The following is a 23,614-nucleotide window of genomic DNA, read 5'->3' on the forward strand; positions in this document are numbered from 1 at the left end:
ACACCCCGGCTATGACATCTTTCCAGCGCTATCTCGCGGAAGAGGTGGCGCTCGACCACGTCGACGGGCTCATCACGCGGCGCGAGGCGCTGCGCCGACTCGGCCTGCTCGGCCTGGGCCTGCCCGCCGCGGTCGCGCTGCTGTCCGCGTGCGGCGCGGCACCGGAGGCGGCGGCCGGCTCTCCGCCCCCGGCCTCGCCCACGAGCCCGAAGACGCCCATGCCGGCGGGCCCGTCGCCGCTGCGGACGGAGGCGATCACCTTCCCCGGCCCCGAGGGGGTGACGCTCCAGGGCGCCTGGGCGGCGGCCGCGGACCCGAGGGGTGCGGTGCTGGTGATCCACGAGAACCGCGGCCTGACCGACCACATCCGTTCCGTGGCGGGCCGGCTCGCGGCGAGCGGCTACTCGTCGCTGGCGCTCGACCTGCTCTCCCGTGAGGGCGGCACGGCGTCGTTCGCGGACCCGGCGCAGGTCACGGCCAAGCTCGGGGAGATCGCGCCGGACCGGTTCGTCGCCGACATGAAGGCGGCGGTGGACGAGTTGGGCGGGCGGGCTCCCGACGCCGAGATCGGCGTGGTGGGCTTCTGCTTCGGGGGCGGGATGACGTGGCTGCTGCTGGCATCGGGCGAGCCCCGGCTGGCCGCCGCCGCGCCGTTCTACGGGCCGCTGCCGGAGGGCGCCGACTTCGGCGGCAGCCGGGCGGCGGTCCTCGCGGTGTACGCCGAGCGGGACGACCGGGTGAACGCCTCCCGCCCCGCCGCCGAGGCCGCGCTGAAGAAGGCCGGGCTCACGTACGAGATCGTGACGTTCCCGGGGGTGCAGCACGCCTTCTTCAACGACACGGGGCAGAGGTACGACGCCGGCGCGGCGGCGCAGGCCTACGACCGGCTCGTCGACTGGTACGACCGCTATCTGTCGTGACCGGCGCGGGAGATGACGGCGGCGCCCCGGCCCGTCGCGCAAGGCGGGACGGGCCGGGGCGGCCGGTCAGTCGTTGAGGTGCTGGCGCAGGTAGGAGTCGACCTGGTCGAGCGCGATGCGCTCCTGGCGCATCGAGTCGCGCTCGCGGATCGTGACGGCCTGGTCGTCCAGGGTGTCGAAGTCGACCGTGACGCAGAACGGCGTGCCGATCTCGTCCTGGCGGCGGTAGCGGCGGCCGATGGCACCGGCGTCGTCGAACTCGACGTTCCACCGGCGGCGCAGCTGCGCCGCCAGGTCGCGGGCCTTGGGCGACAGGTCGGCGTTGCGCGACAGCGGCAGCACCGCGACCTTGACCGGGGCGAGCCGGTGGTCGAGCCGCATGACGGTGCGCTTCTCCATGACGCCCTTGGCGTTGGGCGCCTCGTCCTCGCTGTAGGCGTCGAGCAGGAACGTCAGCGCCGCCCGGTCGACACCGGCCGCCGGCTCGATGACATAGGGAACGTAGCGCTCCTGGGTGTCCTGCTCGAAGAAGCTGAGATCGACGCCGGAGGCCTTGGAGTGGGCGGTCAGGTCGAAGTCGGTGCGGTTGGCGATGCCCTCGAGCTCACCCCACTCGCTGCCGGCGAAGTTGAAGCGGTACTCGATGTCGACGGTGCGCTTGGAGTAGTGGGACAGCTTGTCCGCGGGGTGCTCGTAGAGCCGGAGGTTGTCCTTGTTGATGCCGAGGTCGGAGTACCAGCGGTAGCGCTCGTCGATCCAGAACTGGTGCCACTCCTCGTCGGTGCCGGGCTTGACGAAGAACTCCATCTCCATCTGCTCGAACTCGCGGGTGCGGAAGATGAAGTTGCCCGGGGTGATCTCGTTGCGGAACGACTTGCCGATCTGGCCGATGCCGAACGGGATCTTCTTGCGCGCCGACTGCTGCACGTTGAGGTAGTTGATGAAGATGCCCTGCGCGGTCTCCGGCCGCAGGTAGGCCAGGCCCGACTCGTCCTCGACCGGGCCGAGGAAGGTCTTGAGCAGGCCGCTGAACTGGCGGGGCTCGGTGAAGGAGCCCTTGTTGCCGCAGTTCGGGCAGGTGACGTCGGCCAGGCCGTGCTCGGGGGCGCGGCCGTTCTTCTCCTCGTACGCCTCGATCAGGTGATCGGCGCGGAAGCGCTTGTGGCACGACTGGCACTCGGTCAGCGGGTCGCTGAACGTCTCGACGTGGCCGCTGGCCTGCCAGACCTCGCGGGCCAGGATGACGCAGGAGTCGAGGCCGACGACGTCGTCGCGCGCCTGGACCATCGACTGCCACCACTGGCGCTTGACGTTGTTCTTCAGCTCGACGCCCAGCGGGCCGTAGTCCCACGACGCCCGCAGCCCCCCGTAGATCTCGCTCGACGGGTAGACGAGCCCGCGGCGCTTGGCGAGGCTGACGATGGTGTCCATGACGTCTGTACGGCGTGCCATGTGGTTGGGTCTCTTTCCGGCTGGAGGTCGGCGAGGGGAACGAACGAATGAACTCTCAGCTTAGGGGACGTGGGACGGCCCTCGCGCGGGAGTATTGCTACACCCGGTCTTGTGTGTAAACGTCCTCGAAAGCGCTGGGTTCGTTGACCATGAGAATCATGAGCGGATACATCGCCATCCGGGCGGCGGACAGCGCCCTGCGGTAGAACCCGGCGCCCTCCCACTCGCTGACCAGGGCCCACAGGTTGGGCTCGTCGACCGACCGGGCCAGCCTGCCGCGCAGGAAGCCGGGCTGGAGGGCGAGTGTGTCGAGGATGGCGTGGCCCTGCTTGACGAAGTCCTGGGACTGGGCCTCGGGGACGGTGTAACGGATCACGGCGAGCACGCCTACCAGGATGTCAGACGTTGTCGCACGGCTGCGCGATTCCGGCGGGCCCGGGGGCTAGGCTCGGGCCGTGGCCACTGACCGAGACCGCCGCAACGACCCCCGCAGCGACCCCCGCGACCCGGCGCGCGGCGCCCGGGGCGCCCGGCGCCCGCTGCCCCGGGGCGAGCAGTTCTTCACACCGGGCGCGACCGGCCTGCGCAAGGCCGTGGAGGCGCGCAGCGCGACCCCCATGACGTTCCTGTTCACCCAGGTGCCCCGGTGGGTGACCCCGGCCGTGCTGGTGGCGCTGCTGCTGGCGGGGTTCGCGGTGTCCCACTGGCTCGGCGCGGTGGCGGTGCTGCCCGTGCTGGCGTTCGTGGGGTGGCTGGCCTACCTGTCATGGCCGTCGCTGGGCGCGGGCGGCCGGGTGCTGCGGGTGGCGATGCTGGTGTTCCTGCTGGTCCTGGCGGCTGACCGGTTCGGGGCGTTCTAGGCGATAGCCATCCGGATTTTGACAATCGTTTTCATTTTCCACATACTTGATGGCGTGATGTCCAGAACGCCCCGAATGCTGGCCGGCCTCGTGACGGGGAGCGCCCTGCTCGCCGCCGCGGCGTGCGGCTCCACCTCCGGTTCCACGCAGTCGTCGTCGCAGTCGCCGTCCGGTCCGGACGGCAAGCCGGCCGTGGTCGCCGCCATCTACCCCCTCCAGTGGCTCACCGAGCAGGTGGGCGGCTCCGACGCCGCCGTGTCGGTGCTGACCGCGCCGGGCGTCGAGCCCCACGACCTGGAGATCGGCGCGCAGCAGATGGCGCAGTTGCAGGACGCCGCGCTGACCGTCTACATCAAGGGCGTGCAGCCCGCCGTGGACGAGGCGGTCACCCCGGAGACGTCGTTCGACGCCGCGACAGCCGTCACGACGCTGCCCGCCGGCGAGGACCCGCACGAGGAGGAGGGCCAGGCCCACGAGGGCGAGGAGGCGCACGCCGACGAGGAGGGCGCGTCCTACGACCCGCACATCTGGCTCGACCCCACGCGCCTGGCCACCGTCGCGACCAAGCTCGGCGAGCGGCTGGCGGCGGCCGACCCGGCGCACGCGCAGGGCTACAAGGACCGCGCCACCCGCACGGCGAGCGCCCTGACCGCCCTGGACCAGGAGTTCGCCAAGGGCCTGGCCACCTGCACGACCAGGACGATGGTGACCGCCCACGCGGCGTTCGGCTACCTCGCCGACCGCTACAAGCTCCAGCAGGTGGGCATCACGCTCGACCCCGAGCAGGAGCCGTCGCCGGCCCGGGTCGCCGAGGTCGCCGCGATCGCCAAGAACGCCAAGGTCACCACGATCTTCACCGAGACGCTGGTCAGCCCCAAGGTCGCCGAGGTGCTGGCCCAGGAGGTCGGCGCCAAGACCGCGGTGCTCGACCCGCTGGAGAGCAAGCCGTCGGGCGATTACCTGTCGGCGATGAGGGACAATCTCAAAAGCCTGCAAACCGCGCTGGGGTGCACGGCTTGACCAAGGGAACGGCCAGGGGATGACCAGGGGATGAACGCATGAGCGAGACCGCCTTCGCGATGACCGGCGGCCGGGTCACCCTCGACCGGCGGCCCATCCTCCGGGGTGTCGACCTGACGGTGCGCCCGGGCGAGGTGGTCGCCCTGCTCGGCGCCAACGGCTCCGGCAAGTCGACGCTGGTGCGCGCCCTGCTCGGCCTCATCCCCCTGTCGGGCGGCCAGACCCTCGTGTACGGCAGGCCGCCCGCGCGCTTTCGCGACTGGTGGCGCATCGGCTACGTGCCGCAGCGCCTCCAGGTCGGCGGCGGCGTGCCCGCCACCGTCCGTGAGGTGGTCGCCTCCGGGCGCATCGCGCGGCAGCGCCGGCTGCGCCGGACGAGCCCCGCCGACCGGGCCGCGGTGGCGAGCGCGCTGGAGGCCGTCGGGCTGGCCGGCCGGGCGGGCGACCCGGTGCAGGAGCTGTCCGGCGGGCAGCAGCAGCGGGTGCTGATCGCCCGCGCGCTGGCCGGGGAGCCCGACGCGTACGTCATGGACGAGCCCACCGCGGGCGTCGACGCCGAGACCCAGCAGTTGCTCGCCGACACCCTCGCCACGCTGGTGCTCGACGGCAAGACCATCGTGCTGGTCGCCCACGAGCTGGGCCCGCTGGAGCCGCTGGTCACCCGCGGCGTCGTCGTCCGCGAGGGGCGCATCGCCCATGACGGCCGGCCGCCGCGCCCCGAGGGCGACTGCGCCAGGCCCGGACACGAGCACGTCCATCCGCACGCCCCCGAGACGCTGGGCCGCACGGTCGGCGGCGGGGCGTCGGTGGGGCCGCTGACCGGCTGGCAGGGAGAGGCATGATCGTCGATTTGCTGGACAAGGAGTTCTTCCAGCTCGCGCTGGCCGCGGCGCTGCTGGTGGGGCTCTGCGCGCCCGCCGTCGGCACCTTCATCGTGCAGCGGCGGCTCGCGCTGCTCGGCGACGGCATCGGGCACGTGGCGCTGACCGGCGTCGCGCTCGGCTTCCTGACCGACACCGCGCCGATCATCACGGCCGTCCTGGTGTCCGTGGCCGGCTCCGTGGCCATCGAGCTGGTCAGGGCGCGCGGCCGCACCAGCGGCGACGTGGCCCTGGCGCTGATGTTCTACGGCGGCATCGCCGGCGGCGTCATGCTCATGGGCATCGCGCCCGGCGGCAGCAGCACCAAGCTCAACTCGTTCCTGTTCGGCGCCATCGCCAGCGTGACGCGCGAGGACATCTGGGTCATCGGCGGGCTGGCGGTCGCGGTGGTCGGCGTGGTCGCGGTGTTCGGCAGGGAGCTGTTCGTGCTCTGCCAGGACGAGGAGATGGCCAAGGCCAGCGGCCTGCCGGTGCGCTTCCTCAGCCTGCTGATCGCCGTGACGGCGGCGCTGACCGTGGTCATCGCCATGCGCGTGGTGGGCCTGCTGCTCGTCAGCGCGCTCATGGTGATCCCGGTGGCGACCAGCCAGCAGATCACCCGGGGCTTCCGCTCGACGATGGCGCTGGCCATGGTGCTGGGCGTGGTCGCCTCGGTGGGCGGCCTGCTGGGCTCCAGCATGTCGGCCCGCGTGCCGCCGGGGGCGGCCATCGTGCTCCTCGCCCTCGCCGGGTTCGTCCTGGCGCTGGGTGTCGGTAGATTCGTACGCCGAGGCCGACCCCGGGAGTCCACGGTGAGCGAGCACCCCACCCGCGTCGAGGAGGTTGCATGACGACGAGGCGCGATGCCGTCCACGACACCCTGCGCCGGAGCGAGGGTTTCCGCAGCGCGCAGGATGTCTACGCCGAGATGCGCCAGCACGGCGCCAAGATCGGCCTGACCACGGTCTACCGCGCCCTGCAGGCGCTGGCCGACGGCGGCCAGGTCGACGTGCTGCGCACCGACGAGGGCGAGTCGGTCTACCGCGCGTGCGCGAGCGGCGACCACCACCACCATCTGGTCTGCCGCCGCTGCGGCCACACGGTCGAGGTGGCCGGTCCGGCTGTCGAGCGCTGGGCCGAGATGATCGGCGGTGAGCACGGCTTCACCGAGATCACTCACACGGTCGAGGTCTTCGGCACCTGCTCGTCCTGTTCGGCGTCGGTCCGGGCGGGCTGAGCCCGGCGCGAGCCGTACAGCACGCCGGCGACGATCACCAGGCACCCGGCGAGCTGCAGGAGCGACGGGTTCTCGGCCAGCGTCACCTTCGCCAGCACCACGGTGGTCAGGGGCTGCACGAGCAGCAGCAGCGCGGTGAGCGCGGCGGGCTGCCTGGGCAGCGTGTACGTGATCAGCGACCAGCCGAGCACCTGGGGGCCGAGCGCGAGCAGCAGCAGCCACCCGTGCGCGGGCCAGTCGGGCGTGAAGTCGGCGCCGCCGAACAGGGGGCTCATGGCCGCGATCGCGACGGTGGCGACGGCCGTCGCGTGCGCGAGCGGGCCCGCGCTGCGTTGCGATCCGGCCTTCATCAGCAGCAGGAAGGCCGCGTACGCCACCGACGTGGCCACCCCGGCCAGCACGCCGAGCATCGGGTCGGCGCCGTAGGCGTCGGCGTCGAAGACGCCCGAGATGAGCACGACGCCGGCGAACACCACCGGCGTTGCGATCATGAGCTGGTTAGACGGCCGTTCGCGGAAGACCGCCCAGGCGGCGAACGCGACGATGAACACCTGCAGGTTGCCCAACACGGTCGCCAGGCCGGCACCGACGTAGTCGATCGCGTGGTGCCAGAAGAGCAGGTCCAGCGCGAACAGCAGGCCCGCCGCCCAGGCCAGCATCAGCGGCCTGCCGCGCAGCGGGCCGAGCCGGCGACGTTCGAGCCAGGCCAGCACGATCATCGGCGGGACGGCGTACGCGCACCGGAACAGCGCCGAGGTGGCGGGCGAGACCTCGGACAGCCGCACGAGCGGCCCGGAGGTGGAGATGATCAGTGCGCCGGCTATCGCGATCAGCACGATACGGCGATGTGCACTCACAGACCAACCCCCGAGACCTCTGACAAGAGATACGCTGCGACCACGCTAGAACCCGGTCCAGACAGGAGTCAACATGCCGTTTGGCCATGACACGGTCTATTCGCTGGCCACCGTCGTCGAACTGGTCAACACCTCTCCCTCGACCGGTGGTGACGACGAGCTGACCGGCCTGGCCGACCTGCAGGCCTTCGTGCAGGCGCGGCAGGTCAGCGGCATCAGCACGCTGACGACGCGCGACCTCGGCCAGGTGCGGCTGGTGCGGGAGGCGTTCCACCGGGTGTTCACCGCGCCCGACCAGCCGACCGCGGTGCGCCTGCTCAACGTGCTGCTCGCCGAGACGCGCATCACGCCCCGGCTGACCGAGCACGACGGGCATCCGCTGCACATGCACTACTTCGCGCCCGACGCGACGCTGGCCGAGCACCTGGCGGCCGACTGCGGCGTGGCGCTGGCCCACCTGCTGGTGGAGGGCGAGTGGGAGCGCCTGCGCACGTGCGCGGCCCCCGACTGCGACCGGGTGTTCGTCGACGAGTCGCGCAACCGGTCGCGCGTCTACTGCGACAGCCGCACCTGCGGCAACCGCATGCACGTCGCCGCCTACCGCGCCCGCCGTCGCGCCTGACACCAGCCGTCCGGCCGCCGGGCGGGCGCGGCGTGGGCTTCGTCCCGGCCGCGTCGCGCTAGCGTTCGGTGTCGCGGTCGAGGACCGGCTTGACGTCCACGATCGGCGTGCCGTCCAGCGCCTCCAGGTCGCTCACCCGCACCCGCGTGCCGTCGATCGCCAGGACGCGCACGCGGTGCAGGCCCACCGGGTTGGGCCGGTCGGGCGATCGGGTGCTGAACACGCCCGTGACCGGCCGGGCGCGGTCGCCGCGCGGATGGACCGCGAGCACGTCGCGCCGGGCCCGGTCGAGCCAGGTGAGCACGATGACGTCGGCACCCGGCCGCAGATCGCGCAGGCCCTCGCGGACCCGCTCGTCGAACACCAGCCACGCCGCGGGAGCGCCCTCGTCGCCCTGCCGGGGCGCCTGGGCGAGGTCGCTCAGCGGCGACTCGACCCGGCCGATCGGCCGCACCATGAAGTCCATGCGGCTCAGACCTTGTTGGGCACGGCACCGCCGTAGCGTCTGTCGCGCTTGGCGTAGGTCTCGCACGCCTCCCACAGGTCGCGGCGGTCGAAGTCGGGCCAGAGCCGGTCGAGGAAGACCATCTCGGCGTAGGCCGACTGCCACAGCAGGAAGTTGGAGAAGCGCTGCTCCCCCGACGAGCGGACGAACAGGTCGACCTCGGGGATGTCGGGCTCGTCGAGGTAGCGGGCGAACACCTTCTCGTCGACCTTCGACGGCTTGACCCGGCCGGCCGCGATGTCGCCCGCCAGCTTGACCGCGGCGTCGGCGATCTCGGCCCGGCCGCCGTAGTTGACGCAGAACTGCAGAGTCAGCGTGCGGTTGCCGACGGTCATCTCCTCGGCCGCCCGCAGCTCGTCGATGACGCTCTTCCACAGCCGGCCCGGCCGGCCCGCCCAGCGCACCCGCACGCCCATGGCGTTGAGCTCGTCGCGGCGGCGGCGGATGACGTCGCGGTTGAAGCCCATGAGGAAGCGCACCTCGTCGGGCGAGCGCTTCCAGTTCTCCGTGGAGAAGGCGTAGGCGCTCAGGTAGGGGATGCCCAGCTCCAGCGCGCCCTCGATGACGTCGAACAGGGACGCCTCGCCCGCCTTGTGCCCCTCGGTGCGCGGCAGGCCACGCGCCTTGGCCCAGCGGCCGTTGCCGTCCATGACGATGGCCACGTGCCGCGGCACCAGGTCGCGCGGGATGGGCGGCGGGGTGGCACCGGACGGGTGCGGGGACGGCGGTCGGACGTTCAAACTGGCTCCCTCTCTACGTGTCGAAGAGAGCGTATTCCGTGTTCGAGGTGCCATTGCAGGTATGCGGCGACCAGGCCGCTGCACTCGCTGCGGTGACGCTGCTCGGAGGCGTCGGCCACCGCCCAGTCGCCGCGCAGCAGGGCCGTCATCAGCCCGATCGTCTCGGCGGCCGGCACCGCCGCGCCCGCCGGCTTGCAGGCGCCGCACACCACCCCGCCCGCCACGATGGCGAACGCCCTGACCGCGGGCGCCTGGCACTTGGCGCACGCCTCCAGCGCGGGCGCGTAGCCGGCCACCGCCAGCGAGCGCAGGAAGTAGGCGTCGAGCACCAGCCGGGCCTCGTGGCTGCCGTCGGCCAGCGTGCGCAGCCCGCCCACCAGCAGCAGGAACTGCCGCAGGGCCGGCTCCTTCTCCCCGTGGGTGAGCCGGTCGGCGGTCTCCAGCATGGCGCTGCCCGCCGTGTAGCGCGGGTAGTCGGCCGCCAGCGCCTCGCCGTACGGCCTGATGGTCTCCGCCTGCGTGACGACGTCGAGCGTGCGGCCCGTGTGGAACTGCACGTCGACGTGCGTGAACGGCTCCAGCCGGGCGCCGAAGCGCGAGGTGGTGCGGCGCACGCCCTTGGCCACGGCCCGGACCTTGCCGGTGCGCCGGGCCAGGACGGTGACGATGCGGTCGGCCTCGCCGAGTTTCTGCGTGCGCAGAACCACGCCTTCGTCACGGTAGAGACTCACTCGCCCATCTTAGGGCCGCACAGCCGTTGTGTTACGGACTTGCTTCGGTGACGCGACTCTGTGCAACTCTCACTAGACTCAGACGCCTGTCCCGCATTGTCTGTTGTTCAACCCCCCGCAACCGCCTCGAAAGGGAGTCATGACCCGCGTGGTCCTGCTGGGCTCTTCGCCCGGCCCTGACACCGCTCCGACCGGCCTGAGGCTCGCCGTGTTGCCCGGCGCACCCACCGTGGCCGAGCGGCTACGCAGCCAGATCCTCTCCCTGGATCCGCGACCCGCCGCCATCGCGTCCGGCGACCTGGCCGCCGCCCTGCGCGACCTCGCCGACGTCGCGGAGTCCGCGACGGAGAGCCTCTTCGTCATCCCCGGCGACTCCGTGATCCACGACGAGCTGATCTACCAGATCACCAAGTCGAAGCGCGGCGTGCTGGCGCTCATCGCCAAGGAGCCCCGCCCGGAGCTCACCGAGGAGGAGGCGGAGCGGGAAGAGCACATCCCGATCGACGAGGCCGAGCCCGAGATCAGCGACCGCAGGCACGAGGGGCTGCCCGTGCGCGCCCGCGCCGGCAAGTCCAGGATCGTCTCGGTCGGCACCGCCCACCACGCCGTGACCAGGCCCAACGCGGTGGTCCTCGGCCCGCTGCACGTCAGCGCGCGCAACGCCCCCGTGCTGGCCGAGACCTGCCGCGAGCTGGCCGCCATGGCCGACGCGTTCGGCCCCGACGACGACCTCATGCAGCTCGTCGTGTTCGGCCTGGTGCGCAAGGGCGTGTCGGTCGGCATCCGGGGCCGCCGCGACCTCTACTACCGCCGGGTCACCTCCCAGGCCGACCTCGACGAGGCCGTCGCCGTGATGAGCGGCATCGACGAGGACCGCGCCCGGCTCGACAACGCGGTGAAGGGCGCCGACGGCTTCTTCACCACCTACTTCGTCTCCACCTACTCCCGTTTCATCGCCCGGTGGGCGGCCCGCCGCGGGCTGACGCCCAACCAGGTGACGCTCATCTCGATCACGCTGGGCGTGCTCGCCGCCGCCTGCTTCGCGACCGGTGACCGGCCGTGGATGGTGCTGGGCGGCGTGCTGATCTACTTCGCGTTCGTGTTCGACTGCGTCGACGGGCAGGTCGCCCGCTACGCCCGCAAGTTCGGCGTGCTGGGCGCGTGGCTGGACGCGACGTTCGACCGGTTCAAGGAGTACGTCGTCTTCGCCGGCCTGGCGGTCGGCTGGGTGGTGTCGGGCAACGGCGACGACATCTGGATCCTCGCCCTGGCGGCGATCGGCCTGCAGTCGGTACGCCACCTGCTCGACTTCTCCTTCGGCATCGCCAACCGCCGCAGCAAGCCGCCGGCCCAGCTGCCCACGCTGCCGCTGGCCGCGCCCGACGACCGCGACCTGCGCAAGGCCCTGGAGCGCCGCAAGGTCGAGCGCAGCCAGGGCATCCGCGGCCTGCTGAAGATGTGGAGCAAGGCCGGCCGGTACCGAGCGGTCCACTGGGCGCGTAAGATGATCGTCTTCCCCATCGGCGAGCGGTTCGCGGCCATCGCGATCACCGCCGCCCTCTTCGACGCCCGCATCACCTTCCTCACGCTGGTGGTCTGGGGCACCGTCGCCGCCGCCTACACCCTCACCGGACGCCTCATGAGGTCGCTCGCATGATCACCTACCCGCAGGCCGCCGCCACCCCCACGCCGGACCCCGACGAGGAACGCCGCCGCATCCAGACCGCCCGTCTGCTGGCCTACCGCGACGACGGCCCGCTCGTCCACGCGCTGGCCGGCCGGCTCGGCAAGGGCCTGCCGCCGGTCCCGGCGACGCTGGCCGCCCTCGTCGCGATCGTCGCCGTGACCGCCTCGGGCCTGCTGGAGCCGGGGCCGACGCTGCTCGTCCCGGTGCTCATCGCGATCGTGCTCGTCGTGCCGACCGCGCCCCGCGACCACCTGGGCCGCCTCGACTGGCTCACCCCGCCGCTGCTGCGCGGCACCGAGTTCCTGACCATCGTCGTGGTGGGGTTGGCTGCCGACGCGCCCAAGTGGCTGCTGTTCGTGCTCGTCTACGTGGTCGGCTACCACACCTACGACACCGTCTACCGGACGCGGCAGAGCATCTGGCCGCCCGCCTGGGTGTTCCACGCGGGGCTCGGCTGGGAGCTGCGGCTGCTCATCATCGGCGTGGGCGCGGCGCTCGGCTGGCTGACGGTCGTGCTCGCGGTGCTGACGGCGTACCTGTTCGTGCTCTTCGCGGTGGAGAGCGTGACGAGCTGGGTGCGCCTGGACAAGGCGTCGGCGCAGGCCGGCGCGGACGCCGAGCAGGATCTGGAGGCCTCCCCCGAGGACGCTTTGGAGCAGGCCACCGGCGAGGCCGAGAAGGGCTGACCCGCTCTTCGCCCGACGAGAGGCGCCCGCCCCCGCACGGGGGCGGGCGCCTCTCGCGCTTCGTGCCGTCAGGGGCTCGTGGCCTCCGGGGGGCGGCCGCCGACCGGCGCGCGGCGGACCGCCGACCGGCGCGGGGCGGGCCGCCGTGACGGCGCCTCTCCTGGCCGGTGTCCGGGGCGCGGGACACCACGGCGGCATGCACCGGTCACCGCTTCCGAGAGCGCTCTCCAGCGTGGGTCCACGACACTTACCGGCCCTTCCACGCATCGGTGAACGCTTATTGACACAAAGTTGACCCTGTGTTTACCTCGGGCCAGAGAGCGCTCTCACGCCCCGCCTCCGCATCCCCAGGAGAAGCGATGACCCCCCGCACCTCCGCCCCCCGCAGCCGCCTGGCGGCCCTGGCCGTGGCACTGGCCACGATGGCCGCCCTCCTCGTGCACGCCGCCGTGAGCGCCTCCGCGGCCGTGCCGCCCACCCCGTCCGGCTGGTCGCTCGTGTGGTCCGACGACTTCGACGGCTCCGCCGGCTCCCCGCCCTCCTCCGCCAACTGGATCGTTGACACCGGCCACAACTACCCCGGCGGCCCCGCCAACTGGGGCACCGGGGAGATCCAGAACTACACGGCGAACCCCGCCAACCTCGGCCTCGACGGCTCCGGCAACCTGCGCATCACCCCGCAGCGCAGCGGCTCCGGCGAGTGGACGTCCGCGCGCATCGAGACCAGGCGGGGCGACTTCAAGCCCGCCGACGGCCGCGTGCTGCGCATCGAGGGCCGCATCCAGATGCCGAACGTGACCGGCGAGGCCGCCCTCGGCTACTGGCCGGCGTTCTGGGCGCTCGGCTCCCCGTACCGGGGGAACTACTGGAACTGGCCGGGCATCGGCGAGTTCGACATCATGGAGAACGTCAACGGCCTCAACTCCGTCTGGGCCGTGCTCCACTGCGGCGTCAACCCCGGCGGCCCGTGCAACGAGACCAACGGCCTCGGCGCCAGCCGCGCCTGCCCCGGCTCCACCTGCCAGTCGGCCTTCCACACCTACCGCTTCGAGTGGGACCGCAGCGTCAGTCCCAACCAGCTCCGCTGGTACGTCGACGGCCAGCAGTTCCACAGCCTCAACCAGTCGCAGTTCGACGCGACCACCTGGTCCGACATGACCGGCCACGCCGGCTACTTCCTGCTGCTGAACGTGGCCGTGGGCGGGGCCTTCCCCAACGGTGTGGCCGGGTTCGGCACACCCACCGCCGCCACCGTGCCCGGTCGGCCGATGGTGGTCGACTACGTCGCGGTGTGGCAGAGCGGCGGCTCCGGGCCGACGCCCACGGTCACGCCCACCGTTCCCGGCGGGGTGGACGCCCGCTCCACCATCCAGGCCGAACGCCACCAGGCGCAGTCGGGCACCATCGTGGAGGCCACCACCGACACGGGCGGCGGGCAGAACGTCGGAGCCATCGGCAACGGCGACTGGCTCCGCTTCGACGGGGTCGACTTCGGCAGCCGGCCGGCCGGGCAGTTCCGCGCCCGGGTGGCGTCGGGGGCCGGAGGCGGGGTCAGCGGGCTCGTCCAGGTGCGGCTCGGCAGCCCGACGGCCCCGCCGATCGGCGACTTCGCGCTGGCCAACACCGGCGGCTGGCAGAGCTGGCGGACGGTGCCGGCCAACATCTCACCGGTGACGGGCACGCACACGGTCTACCTGACCTTCTCCAGCGGGCAGCCGGCCGACTTCGTCAACGTCAACTGGTTCACCTTCGCCGACTAGCGCGGTGGCCGACGCGGGGGGCCGAGCCCCCCGCATCACCTGGGCATGGGCCGTTCCGGGATGGACCGGGGCCGCGTTCGCCGGCACGAGCGCGGCGCCGCCGGCGACGGCGGCGCCATCCCGTGACGTCGGCGTTCACGGGTGCGTCACGACGAGTCGCGCACCACGAGCCGGGTGGGGAGCACCACCGGGGCGGCGTGGCGGCCGTCGAGGCGGGACAGCAGGAGGCGGGCCAGGGCGAGCGCCTGGTCCGTCACCGGCACCCGGACCGTGGTGAGCGGCGGCGCGGTGCAGGAGGCCGCGTCGATGTCGTCGAAGCCCACGACCGCCAGGTCGTCCGGCACCCGGCGCCCCGCGGCGCGCGCCGCGCTCAGGGCGCCGATCGCCAGGTCGTCGGAGGTGGCGAAGACGGCGTCCAGCCCCGGATGGTCGGCGAGGAGCTGCCGGGCGGCCTGCTCCCCCGAGCCGCGGTCGTGTCCGGCCGGCGCCGGCAGGGGCCGCAGCCCCGCCTCCTGCAGCGTGGCACGGTGGCCGGTGAGGCGGTCCTGGACGGCGACGACCTCCGTCGGCCCGCAGACCACGCCGATGCGGCGGCGGCCGCGCTCCAGCAGGTGCGCGGTGGCGGCGGCGGCGCCGGCGACGTGGTCGACGTCCACGTACGGCACGAGCGAGGCGATGGCGGGCTTGCCCAGCAGGACGACGGGCACCCCGGTGCGGGCCAGGCGTTCGGCGAGCGGGCCGTGGCCGTCGGGCGGCAGCAGCACCACCCCGTCCACCTGCCGCGCCTCGACGTGCTGCACGACGCGCCGCCGGCTCTCGGCGGTGTCGGCGAGCATGAGCGTGATCTGCTTGCCGGCCCCTTCGAGCACGCTGGTGGCGTAGCGGACGACGGCGGCGACGAGCGCGTCGCCCTGGGGCGCGGCCGTGGACAGCACCAGGGCGACAGAGTCGGTGCGGCGGGTGACGAGGCTGCGGGCGGCGGCGTTCGGCACGTAGCCGAGCTCCTGCACGGCCCGCAGCACGGCGGCGCGGACCTCGGGGCTGACCGACGCCTCGCCGTTGACGACGCGCGAGACGGTGGCGCGGGAGACGTTCGCGCGGGCGGCGACGGTCTCCAGGGTGGGCCGTTTGGGCCGTTCGTCGCCGAGCCCGTTGCGGCTGACGACGTCGCGGAACCACAGGGCGCTGTCCTTGAGCCGCCGCCGCTGGGTGACGAAGTCGACGTGCACGATGCCGAACTTGCGCCGGTAGCCGTCGGCCCACTCGACGCAATCGAGCAGCGACCACAGCAGGTAGCCGCGCACCCGGGCGCCCTCGTCGAGGGACGTGCGCAGGGCGCGCAGGTGTTCCTCGACGAAGCCGATCCGGTCGACGTCGTGGATGCCGTCGGCGGTCACGACGTCCACGAAGTCGGCGCCGTTCTCGGTGATCATCAGTTCGGTGCCGGGGTAGTCGGCGGTCAGCCGCCGCAGGACCAGGGACAGGCCGCTCGGCACGATGGGCCAGCCCATGGCGGTCACCGCGGTCGGCACGCTGCAGAACAGGACGCCTTCGCTGCCCGGGAAGTCGGGCTGGGCCGGGGCCCCGGGCTGGGCCTGCACCGCGATGGGCGTGTAGTAGTTGACGCCGAGCAGGTCGATCGGCCGGCCGATGACGTCGAGGTCGCCGTCGTGGACGTGCCCCAGCCCGGCGGTGCGCGCCACGAGTGGCAGCAGGTCCTCGGGGTAGCGGCCGCGCAGGACGGGCTCCAGGAACTGCCGGTTGTGCAGGGCGTCGATCCTGGCCACCGCCTCGGCGTCCTCCTCGGGCGGGCGCAGGGAGAAGTCGGCGAGCTGGGCGGGGGTGAGCACGGGTGACAGGTTGAGCACGATGCCGGCCCTGGCGACGCCTCCCTCGCGCAGCGCCTCCAGCGCGAGCCCGTGGGCGAGCAGCATGTGGTGGGCGCTGACGAACGCGTCGGCCGCCGACCTCCTGCCGGGGGCGTGCACGCCGGAGGCGTGGCCGACGAAGGCCGCCACCCACGGCTCGTTGAGGGTGAACCAGGTGTCGACGCGGTCGCCGAGCCGGTCGTGGACGGTCCGCGCGTAGTCGGCGAAGCGGCTCGCCGTGTCGCGCGAGGTCCAGCCGCCCAGGTCCTCCAGCGCCTGCGGCAGGTCCCAGTGGTAGAGCGTGGCGTACGGCGCGATGCCGGCGGCCAGCAGCTCGTCCACCAGCCGGTCGTAGAAGTCGAGGCCCTTGTCGTTGAGCCGGCCGTGCCCCTCGGGCAGCACGCGGGGCCAGCTCACCGAGAACCGGTAGGCCGCGAGGCCCAGGTCCTTCATCAGCCGGACGTCCTCGGGGTAGCGCCGGTAGTGGTCGCAGGCCGGGTCGCCGTTGCGTCCGCCGGCGAAGGAGTCCCAGATGGACGGGCCGCGGCCGTCCTCGGCGGTGGCGCCCTCGATCTGGTAGGCGGACGTGGACACTCCCCACACGAACCCCTCGGGGAACCGTGCCGTGCTCATCGTGTGACAACCCTCCGGCGATATGGCGGGCGCCCAGTCTGCCTCGTCGCGTCTCGGCGTGGCTAGGCGATATACAGGGCGCGTGGAACTGGACCAGCTTGATCGTGACATCATCGCGGCACTCGTCGAGGACGCCCGCGCGACCTACGCGGAGATCGGCCACCAGGTGGGCCTGAGCGCGTCGGCCGTCAAGCGCCGCGTCGACCGCCTGCGCGAGACGGGGGCGATCACCGGCTTCAGCGCCAGGGTGGCGCCCCGGGCGCTGGGCTGGACCACCGAGGCGTATGTCGAGCTGTTCTGCCAGGGCAAGACCAAGCCGTCCGACATCGCCGTGGCGGTGGCGAAGTTCCCGGAGGTGGTCGCGGCGGCGACGATCACGGGCGAGGCCGACGCGCTGCTGCACATCCGGGCCACGGACGTGCGCCACGTGGAGCGGGTGATCGAGCGCATCGCGGCCGAGACGTTCGTGGTGCGGACGAAGAGCTCCATCGTGCTGTCGCGGCTGGTCGACCTGCCGCCGGGGGCGGCCCTGCCGGACGCCCGTACGGGCTCGCAGGCGGCCCGCTGACCTGCTCCGGGGCACGGGTCCGGAGCACGTCCGGAGCACGTCCGGACGGGTTTCGGGCGAGGCGCGCAACGGATCGCACGCGCCTGCGCGAAATGCGCAACGGACCCGCGCCAAGACGCAATGTCAACCGCTTGGCCTGCGCAAACATGAATTCCTAGGCTGTGTCCGTCACCCTCCGTGGAACCCCCACCCCTGAACGACGACGACGGAGTCCCGCATGCCCAAACACTTCCTCATGTGCCGCCCGGACCACTTCACGGTCGAGTACGCGATCAACCCGTGGATGGATCCGTCGGCGGGCGCCGACCGCGACGTCGCGATCCGGCAGTGGGAGGGCCTGAAGTCGGCCTACGAGGAGCTCGGGCACCGTGTCAGCCTGATCGACCCGGTCGAGGGGCTGCCCGACATGGTCTTCGCCGCCAACGGCGCGCTGGTGGTGGACCGGCGCGTGTACGGGGCGCGGTTCGCCTTCCCGCAGCGTGGCCCGGAGGGCCCGGCCTACCTGCGCTGGTTCGCCGAGCGGGGGTTCGAGGTGATGGATCCCTCGCACGTCAACGAGGGCGAGGGCGACTTCCTCACGCTCGAGGACGTCGTGCTGGCCGGCACGGGCTTCCGCACGGACGTGACGGCGCACCTGGAGGCCCAGGAGTTCGTCGGCCGGCCGGTCATCTCGCTGAGGCTGGTGGACCCGCGGTTCTACCACCTCGACACGGCGCTGTTCCCGCTGGACGGCCGTAACGTCTGCTACTACCCGGACGCCTTCTCCGCGGGCAGCCAGGCGCTGCTGCGCCGGATGTTCCCCGACGCGGTGCTCGCCGGCGCGCGTGACGCCGAGGTGCTCGGCCTCAACGCGGTCAGCGACGGCACCCACGTGGTGATCAATGCTGAGGCCTCCGACCTGCAGTTGGAGCTGAAGCGGCGCGGCTACGAGCCGATCCCGGTGGACCTGTCCGAGCTGCGCAAGGCCGGCGGCGGTCCGAAGTGCTGCACACTGGAAATCAGGGGGGAAGAGTAGATGAGCACCAGCGCACAGCTGATCGACGTCATCGAGCGCCGCAGCGCGCACAACTATCACCCGCTGCCCGTGGTGATCCACGAGGCGGAGGGCGCCTGGGTGACCGACGTGGAAGGGCGGCGGTTCCTCGACTGCCTGTCCGGTTACTCGTCGCTCAACTTCGGCCACGGCAACCCGAAGATCGTCCAGGCGGCCCAGAAGCAGCTGCAGAACCTCACGCTGACCAGCCGGGCGTTCTACCATGACCAGTTCGCGGCGTTCTGCGCCGGGCTGGGCGACCTCACCGGCAAGGACATGATCCTGCCGATGAACACCGGCGCCGAGGCCGTGGAGACCGCCATCAAGGTGGCGCGCAAGTGGGGCTACGAGGTCAAGGGCGTCGAGCCGGAGCAGGCCACCATCATCGTGATGGAGGACAACTTCCACGGCCGCACGACCACGATCGTCAGCTTCTCCACCGACCCCGACGCGCACGACGGCTTCGGCCCGTACACGCCCGGATTCAAGATCGTCAAGTACGGGTCGGTCGAGGCGATCCGCGAGGCGATCGACGCCAACACCGTGGCCGTGCTGCTGGAGCCCATCCAGGGCGAGGCCGGCGTGCTGGTGCCGCCGGACGGCTACCTCACCCAGGTGCGCGAGCTGTGCACCGCCGAGGGCATCCTGATGATCGCCGACGAGATCCAGTCGGGGCTGGGCCGCACGGGCGAGACGTTCGCGTGCGACCACGAGGGCGTGGTGCCCGACATGTACGTTCTCGGCAAGGCCCTGGGCGGCGGCGTCGTGCCGGTGTCGGCGATCGCCGCGAACACCGACGTGCTGGGCGTGATCAAGCCGGGCCAGCACGGGTCCACCTTCGGCGGCAACCCGCTGGCCTGCGCCGTGGGCAACGCCGTCATCGAGATCCTCAACACCGGCGAGTACCAGGAGCGGGCCGCCCGGCTCGGCGAGGTGCTGCACGCGCGGCTGCGCGAGATGGTCGGCGAGGGCGTGGTGACCGTGCGCGGGCGCGGCCTGTGGGCGGGCGTCGACATCGACCCGTCGCTGGCCACCGGCCGCGAGGTGTCGGAGGCGCTGATGGAGCGCGGGGTGCTGGCCAAGGACACGCACGGCTCCACGATCCGGCTCGCGCCGCCGATCGTGATCTCCGAGGAGGACCTCCTCTGGGCCGTGGACCGGCTGGCGGACGCCATCGCGTCGTTCCGCCGCTGACGCGGGCGGCCCGCGCCACCGACCTGCCGGCGGCGCGGGCCGTTCCGCTGCCCGGACCCTCTCGCGCGAAGCGCTCCCTCCAGGCGGACGGCCCTCGCCGAGGGTGCCCGCCCGTCAGGAGGCCGGCACGCTGGACGGCGTGGCGCGCTGGACCGGGCCGTCCGTGACTCCCGGGGTGGGAGCGATCGAGGCCGGGCCCTGCGTGACGTCCGGGGTCGGCGCGGCCGGTGACGGGCCGTCCGGCGTTCCCGTGGCGTCCGCGGGCAGGGTGGTGGGGCGGGCGGCGTCCGGGGCGTCCGGCAGCGGCGTGCTGGGCCGGACGGCGGCCGGCGTGTCCGACGGGGCGGTGGGCTGCGCCGACGGGGCCTTGCTCGGCGAGGGCATGCACTCGCTGCGCGGGGTCCCGGCCGGAGGCTCGGGCACCTCCTCCACGACCGAGACCTTCAGCTGGGCCGTGTGGGCCACGACGCCGCCCTTCGGGGCCTTGGCGACCGACTCGTCCACGACCGTCGCCCGCTCGCCCAGCATCATGCGCGTCACCGGATCGAAGATGATCTCCTCCCGGACGCCCAGCCGCGCCTCGGTCAGGCCGAGTGCCACGCCGCGCCGCCCGGCGGAGTCCGCGACCCCCTCCACCTCGGTCACCCCGTCGATCGTCCTGACCGCCTCGTACAGGGCCTCACGTTGCGCCCTGGGCAGGTAGCCCTCGCGGAGCATCTCGGCGGCGACCCTGAAGGCCCGCAGGTCGGACTCTTCCTCGGTGGACGGTCGCGACTGTTCCCGGTAGAGCTGCTCGCGCATCGCGGCGGGCTCGGCGGGCAGCGTGCTCAGGTAGGCGAAGGAGTCCCTGTACACCGCCTCGACCCGCGGGCAGAAGGCCAGCGTGACCCAGTCGGAGCCGCGCCAGTTCGTGGCGTCCTTCGGCAGTTCCGTCTCGCCTGGGTAGGGCTTCGGCTCGCGGCCCTCGATCACCAGGAGGCCGTCGGCGCTCCCGTCCACCGACTGCCAGATCTTGCGGTGCGAGCGGCGGAGGTGGCGGGTCTCGCCGCCCTCGTGGATCGTGAGCGACGCGTACATGGTGTCCGACTCCACCAGGACGAACTGGCCCGGTCTAGGGTGCAGTTCGGGAAAGGCGTCGTCGGCCCGGGTCACGGACGTGGCCGCGTCGGGACCTGTGCGCTGCCCCGACAGGGCCACGGCCACGCCCCCGACCAGGGTGACCGTGATCCCGAACGCGGCCACGGCCTGCCAGCCCGGCCGGAACCGGCCCAGCCGTGGCCGGCGCAGGCCGCCCTGCCCGCGCGCCTGCCCGCGCGCCTCGCGCAGCAGCCGGTCGCGGGCCCGCGCGCGTGCTTCGTCGGAGTACGGCGGAGCGGCGGGCCGGCCGGCCGCGAAGACGCGGATCTCGTCATCCATGCTGGGACTCCTCTGCGAAGGGGTTGGCGGCGCCGAGGGCTCTGCGTAGCTTCACGCGGAGCCGGTGCAGCCGGGACCGGACCGTGCCGACGGGCACGCCCAGCGCGACGGCCGCCTCCTCGTAGGTGAGGTCGGCCCAGGCGACCAGGAGCAGCAGGTCGCGCTCGGCCGCGCTCAGCCTGGTCAGCGCCCTGGCCAGCTTCGGCTGGAGCTGCTCGGCGGTGACCCGGTCGGCGCTGCGCTCGTCGAACGTGCCGGGCCGTTCGGCGCTCACCTTGGACAGCGCGTGGTTGCGCCGCCGTTCGGCCCGGCGGTGCTGGGCGACGACCTTGGTGGCGATCCCGTACAGCCACGGCCGGGAGTCCGGCCAGGAGCGGTCGTAGCGCGCCCGGCCCCGGAAGGCGGCGAGGAACACCTCCCCCGTCACGTCGTCGGCCAGCTCCGCTCCGAGGCGCCGGGCGGCGTACCGGTGGATCTCCTCGGCGTGCCGGTCGAACAGCGACGCGAAACTCTCCGGGTCGCTCAGTGAACGCTCGATCAGCACCGAGTCGTCCAGCGTTTCAGGTAATGCCCGAACACTCACCACGTGCCGGTCCTCTCTCATGCGGTCACCCTGTTGTTGGCCGCACGGGCAGGACCGGTTCCGCCTATTTCGCCAGCCGCCAGGCCCGCATGCCGTCGGGGGCGGTGTCCGGGACGAACCCGGCGGCCTCCAGCTCCGCCTCGAGCCGGGCGGCCGGGACGCGGTGGGACTCGGTGACGACCTCGTCCTCGCTGATCAGGTGGTCCCCCTGCCTGATCCGGTAGCGGAAACGGGACGTGACCCGTTCGCCGCCGGCCTCCAGCACCTGACCGAGGATCTCGTAGTGGTGCCGGCCGACCCGGTAGGAACCCATGAGCTCCGGTTCGCCGGGGACGGGCATCGGCCGGTCACGGTGGTTGAGCAGCAGCAGGCCGCCCGGCCGGAGCCGGCGGGCGAGCGCGGGCCAGAGCCGCTCGCGGTCCTGCGGGGTGAAGCCGTTCAGCACGGCGATCATCACGACGACCTCGACGGGCTCGGCGAGGTCCACGCTCAGCGCGTCCTGCGGCAGCACGGTCACCCGGGCGAGCAGGTCGGGGCGGGCGGCCAGGCGGGACAGCAGCACCGAGCGCATGCCGGGTGACGGCTCCACGGCGAAGATCTCACCGCGCGTCTCCCGCGCGATGAGCTCGGTGATCAGGCCGGTGCCCGCGCCGATCTCCAGGACGGCGCCCCGCACGCCGTGGAGCAGCGGCGGGAGCAGCTCGCGGATCTCACGCACGTGGCCGTCCTCGTGCCACAGGTCGTAGAACGGGACGGCGACGGAATACTGGTCGTTGGTCACAACTGCCGCACGATAGCGGGTCAGGTGAGGCGGATCGTATCGATTTGTTTGAGTTGGCCGCTCGACGATTCGTACCAGGTGGCGCCGTCGGGGAAGGTGAGCTTCGCCACGGCGTTCTGGAACCACGGCCCGTGCGTCACCCGCCAGCGGAACGGGGGTCTGGGCAGCCTGGCCAGCCGGGCCAGCAGCCCGCCGACGACGGTGGCCACGCCGAACTGGGTGAGGACGTTGGCCCAGCGCAGCACCGGGCTGAGCGGGTTGCGGATCGGCGAGCAGACCACCTGCCAGACCTCGCTGCCGCGGGCCTTTGCCACGTAGGAGTAGTGGACATCGCCCGACAGCAGCACCACCGGCTTGCCGAGCCCGGCGAGCAGCCGGGCCAGATCGTCGAACGAGCGCCGGAAGGCCGCCCAGTGCTCCAGGTCGACGGCCTGCCTGAACGTCTCCGACAACCGCTGCACGAGCCTGCCCCAGGCGCCGTCGCACAGGGCCTCGTTCCAGTTCTGCACGTAGTGGACGCCCTCGGGCAGCATGAACGGGATCGAGGAGCCGATCACGAGCCGTTCGGCGGGCTTGGAGACCTCCTCGACCAGCCACTCCCACTCCCCCGCGTCCAGCATCCGCCGGTCGCCGGGGGTGAGCTGGCGGGCGCAGCGGGTGTCTACCACGATGAGGCGGGTGTGGCCGAGGTCGCGGGAGTAGCTCCACCGGTTGCTGCTGGGGTCGGCGTCGGCCTTCTCGGCGAAGTTGTCGAGCGCGTCGGCGCCGCCGCCCTGCATCAGCGTGCGCAGCAGCGGGTCGTCCGCGCGCTCGGCCGGCGACAGGTTGCCCAGGTGCTGGTAGACCCAGTACGCGCCGAGCCCCGAGATCACCCGGCGGCGCCACCAGCTCGTCGCGGCCATCTGCTCGCGCCAGCTCTGGGAGGTGTTCCAGTCGTCGCGCAGGTCGTGGTCGTCGAAGATCATCGCCGTGGGCACGGTGGACAGCAGCCACCTGATCTCGGGGTCGGTCCACGCCCGCCGGTAGAGCTCGGCGTACTCCTCGTAGTCGGCGATCTCGTTGCGCGGCTCGGTGTCGCGGCGCTGGTGGATGAACTCCAGCATCTCGGGGGACGGGTTGTCGGCGTACACCTGGTCGCCGAGCAGGAGCAGCAGGTCGGGCCACTCCTCGTCGCCCGCCGTCATGAGGTGGGCGCCGTAGGTGCGCAGCACGTCCTCGCCGTGGGTCAGCACGTGGGGGGTGTCGTGGGGCACGCTGGTCCGGCACGAGCCGAACGCCATCGTGCGCGGCCCGTCGGCGGGCAGCAGGCGGATGCGGCTCGGAGGGCGGTCCGGCAGCGGCCACACCTGCTCGCCGTCCAGCTCCACCGCGTACGCGGCGACGTCCTCCGTCAGGCCGGTCAGGTCGACCACGGCGTAGTGGTGCCCGTGCACGGTGAACGTGCGCGACTCGCACCTGCGCCCGTCGGCCACCACGGCGACGGTGCACGGCTCGCCCGTCTCCACCCAGACGGAGGCGCTCGATGTGTCGACGTAGCGCAGCATGGGCCCGATCACCAGTGCGGGCATCCGCACCTCCAGATTCGACAGTTCGGCACACTC

Annotated in this window: 24 protein-coding genes; 13 read left to right on the plus strand and 11 right to left on the minus strand. The window is 72.5% G+C overall.

What is annotated here, in order from left to right; genetic code table 11:
- Positions 1 to 11 precede the first annotated feature (11 nt).
- Positions 12 to 920 carry a dienelactone hydrolase family protein gene (locus FHU36_RS04825; protein ID WP_185082578.1) on the plus strand — a complete coding sequence of 303 codons (909 nt, stop codon included), beginning with the start codon at positions 12 to 14 and terminating at the stop codon, positions 918 to 920.
- Positions 921 to 986: 66 nt separating this feature from the next.
- Here FHU36_RS04825 and FHU36_RS04830 read toward each other — a convergent pair whose 3' ends face one another.
- Together FHU36_RS04830 and FHU36_RS04835 are read right to left on the minus strand one after the other, a co-directional pair.
- The gene (locus FHU36_RS04830; RefSeq protein WP_185082579.1) at positions 987 to 2,372 is read right to left on the minus strand and encodes a glycine--tRNA ligase; all 1,386 of its coding nucleotides are present in this window, start codon (positions 2,370 to 2,372) and stop codon (positions 987 to 989) included.
- A gap of 97 nt (positions 2,373 to 2,469) precedes the next feature.
- Positions 2,470 to 2,757 carry an antibiotic biosynthesis monooxygenase family protein gene (locus tag FHU36_RS04835; RefSeq protein WP_185082580.1) on the minus strand — a complete coding sequence of 96 codons (288 nt, stop codon included), beginning with the start codon at positions 2,755 to 2,757 and terminating at the stop codon, positions 2,470 to 2,472.
- A gap of 70 nt (positions 2,758 to 2,827) precedes the next feature.
- Between FHU36_RS04835 and FHU36_RS04840 the strand changes: the two genes are divergently transcribed.
- From FHU36_RS04840 to FHU36_RS04860, 5 genes are read left to right on the plus strand one after another with little or no spacing between them, the layout of a single operon-like run.
- Positions 2,828 to 3,232 carry a DUF6703 family protein gene (locus FHU36_RS04840; protein ID WP_312891435.1) on the plus strand — a complete coding sequence of 135 codons (405 nt, stop codon included), beginning with the start codon at positions 2,828 to 2,830 and terminating at the stop codon, positions 3,230 to 3,232.
- 57 nt (positions 3,233 to 3,289) lie between these two features.
- Positions 3,290 to 4,252, plus strand: a complete 963-nt coding sequence (locus FHU36_RS04845; protein ID WP_185084612.1) for a metal ABC transporter substrate-binding protein — start codon at positions 3,290 to 3,292, stop codon at positions 4,250 to 4,252.
- A gap of 38 nt (positions 4,253 to 4,290) precedes the next feature.
- On the plus strand, positions 4,291 to 5,094 hold the full coding sequence (locus FHU36_RS04850) for a metal ABC transporter ATP-binding protein (protein ID WP_185082581.1): 804 nt from the start codon (positions 4,291 to 4,293) through the stop codon (positions 5,092 to 5,094).
- On the plus strand, positions 5,094 to 5,963 hold the full coding sequence (locus FHU36_RS04855; RefSeq protein ID WP_185084613.1) for a metal ABC transporter permease: 870 nt from the start codon (positions 5,094 to 5,096) through the stop codon (positions 5,961 to 5,963). Before FHU36_RS04850 ends, FHU36_RS04855 begins: the two co-directional genes overlap by 1 nt.
- Complete coding sequence (locus tag FHU36_RS04860) at positions 5,960 to 6,349, plus strand: Fur family transcriptional regulator (protein ID WP_185082582.1); 390 nt, start codon at positions 5,960 to 5,962, stop codon at positions 6,347 to 6,349. The genes FHU36_RS04855 and FHU36_RS04860 overlap by 4 nt, the downstream gene beginning before the upstream one ends.
- Here the strand turns inward: FHU36_RS04860 and FHU36_RS04865 are convergent.
- Positions 6,289 to 7,206, minus strand: a complete 918-nt coding sequence (locus tag FHU36_RS04865) for a DMT family transporter (RefSeq protein ID WP_185082583.1) — start codon at positions 7,204 to 7,206, stop codon at positions 6,289 to 6,291. The genes FHU36_RS04860 and FHU36_RS04865 overlap by 61 nt on opposite strands.
- A gap of 73 nt (positions 7,207 to 7,279) precedes the next feature.
- On the opposite strand from FHU36_RS04865, the gene FHU36_RS04870 reads away from it, so the two are divergent.
- Entirely contained in the window at positions 7,280 to 7,828 is a 549-nt protein-coding gene (locus tag FHU36_RS04870) for a CGNR zinc finger domain-containing protein (protein ID WP_185082584.1), read from the plus strand.
- A gap of 58 nt (positions 7,829 to 7,886) precedes the next feature.
- On the opposite strand, the gene tsaA is transcribed toward FHU36_RS04870, so the two are convergent.
- The 3 genes from tsaA to recO are packed head-to-tail and all read right to left on the minus strand — an operon-like array spanning position 7,887 to position 9,804.
- A complete protein-coding gene (gene tsaA, locus FHU36_RS04875; protein ID WP_185082585.1) occupies positions 7,887 to 8,294 on the minus strand; it encodes a tRNA (N6-threonylcarbamoyladenosine(37)-N6)-methyltransferase TrmO in 408 nt (135 codons plus the stop codon).
- A 5-nt stretch (positions 8,295 to 8,299) separates the two neighbouring features.
- A complete protein-coding gene (locus tag FHU36_RS04880; RefSeq protein ID WP_185082586.1) occupies positions 8,300 to 9,127 on the minus strand; it encodes an isoprenyl transferase in 828 nt (275 codons plus the stop codon).
- The gene (gene recO, locus FHU36_RS04885) at positions 9,070 to 9,804 is read right to left on the minus strand and encodes a DNA repair protein RecO (RefSeq protein WP_101783381.1); all 735 of its coding nucleotides are present in this window, start codon (positions 9,802 to 9,804) and stop codon (positions 9,070 to 9,072) included. The genes FHU36_RS04880 and recO overlap by 58 nt, the downstream gene beginning before the upstream one ends.
- Before the next feature lie 139 nt (positions 9,805 to 9,943).
- Here recO and FHU36_RS45470 point away from each other — a divergent pair, with 139 nt between their 5' ends.
- The 3 genes from FHU36_RS45470 (at position 9,944) to FHU36_RS04900 (ending at position 13,937) form a co-directional block, all read left to right on the plus strand.
- On the plus strand, positions 9,944 to 11,461 hold the full coding sequence (locus FHU36_RS45470) for a CDP-alcohol phosphatidyltransferase family protein (protein ID WP_185082587.1): 1,518 nt from the start codon (positions 9,944 to 9,946) through the stop codon (positions 11,459 to 11,461).
- Positions 11,458 to 12,177, plus strand: a complete 720-nt coding sequence (locus FHU36_RS45475; protein ID WP_185082588.1) for a DUF5941 domain-containing protein — start codon at positions 11,458 to 11,460, stop codon at positions 12,175 to 12,177. The genes FHU36_RS45470 and FHU36_RS45475 overlap by 4 nt, the downstream gene beginning before the upstream one ends.
- Positions 12,178 to 12,536: 359 nt before the next feature.
- The gene (locus FHU36_RS04900; protein WP_185082589.1) at positions 12,537 to 13,937 is read left to right on the plus strand and encodes a glycoside hydrolase family 16 protein; all 1,401 of its coding nucleotides are present in this window, start codon (positions 12,537 to 12,539) and stop codon (positions 13,935 to 13,937) included.
- A gap of 146 nt (positions 13,938 to 14,083) precedes the next feature.
- On the opposite strand, the gene FHU36_RS46205 is transcribed toward FHU36_RS04900, so the two are convergent.
- Positions 14,084 to 16,438, minus strand: a complete 2,355-nt coding sequence (locus tag FHU36_RS46205) for a GH1 family beta-glucosidase (protein WP_185082590.1) — start codon at positions 16,436 to 16,438, stop codon at positions 14,084 to 14,086.
- 82 nt (positions 16,439 to 16,520) lie between these two features.
- Here FHU36_RS46205 and FHU36_RS04910 point away from each other — a divergent pair, with 82 nt between their 5' ends.
- The 3 genes from FHU36_RS04910 (at position 16,521) to rocD (ending at position 19,233) form a co-directional block, all read left to right on the plus strand.
- Entirely contained in the window at positions 16,521 to 17,006 is a 486-nt protein-coding gene (locus tag FHU36_RS04910) for an Lrp/AsnC family transcriptional regulator (protein WP_185082591.1), read from the plus strand.
- Positions 17,007 to 17,223: 217 nt separating this feature from the next.
- Positions 17,224 to 18,021 (plus strand): dimethylargininase, encoded by a 798-nt coding sequence (ddaH, locus tag FHU36_RS04915; RefSeq protein ID WP_185082592.1) that lies wholly within the window; start codon positions 17,224 to 17,226, stop codon positions 18,019 to 18,021.
- On the plus strand, positions 18,022 to 19,233 hold the full coding sequence (gene rocD, locus FHU36_RS04920) for an ornithine--oxo-acid transaminase (protein ID WP_185082593.1): 1,212 nt from the start codon (positions 18,022 to 18,024) through the stop codon (positions 19,231 to 19,233).
- A gap of 114 nt (positions 19,234 to 19,347) precedes the next feature.
- Here rocD and FHU36_RS04925 read toward each other — a convergent pair whose 3' ends face one another.
- Genes FHU36_RS04925 through FHU36_RS04940 form a run of 4 tightly spaced genes read right to left on the minus strand, consistent with a single transcriptional unit; the run spans position 19,348 to position 23,581 of the window.
- On the minus strand, positions 19,348 to 20,649 hold the full coding sequence (locus FHU36_RS04925; RefSeq protein WP_185082594.1) for a CU044_5270 family protein: 1,302 nt from the start codon (positions 20,647 to 20,649) through the stop codon (positions 19,348 to 19,350).
- Positions 20,642 to 21,253: an RNA polymerase sigma factor gene (locus FHU36_RS04930; RefSeq protein ID WP_185082595.1), complete on the minus strand. Its 612-nt coding sequence runs from the start codon at positions 21,251 to 21,253 to the stop codon at positions 20,642 to 20,644. The genes FHU36_RS04925 and FHU36_RS04930 overlap by 8 nt, the downstream gene beginning before the upstream one ends.
- Positions 21,254 to 21,296: 43 nt before the next feature.
- Positions 21,297 to 22,013, minus strand: coding sequence for a class I SAM-dependent methyltransferase (locus FHU36_RS04935; protein WP_185082596.1), 717 nt, complete (start codon positions 22,011 to 22,013; stop codon positions 21,297 to 21,299).
- Between the two features lie 20 nt (positions 22,014 to 22,033).
- Entirely contained in the window at positions 22,034 to 23,581 is a 1,548-nt protein-coding gene (locus tag FHU36_RS04940; RefSeq protein ID WP_185082597.1) for an alkaline phosphatase D family protein, read from the minus strand.
- Between the last annotated feature and the right edge of the window lie 33 nt (positions 23,582 to 23,614).

The organism is Nonomuraea muscovyensis (assembly GCF_014207745.1).
GTDB classification, from domain to species: Bacteria; Actinomycetota; Actinomycetes; order Streptosporangiales; family Streptosporangiaceae; genus Nonomuraea; species Nonomuraea muscovyensis.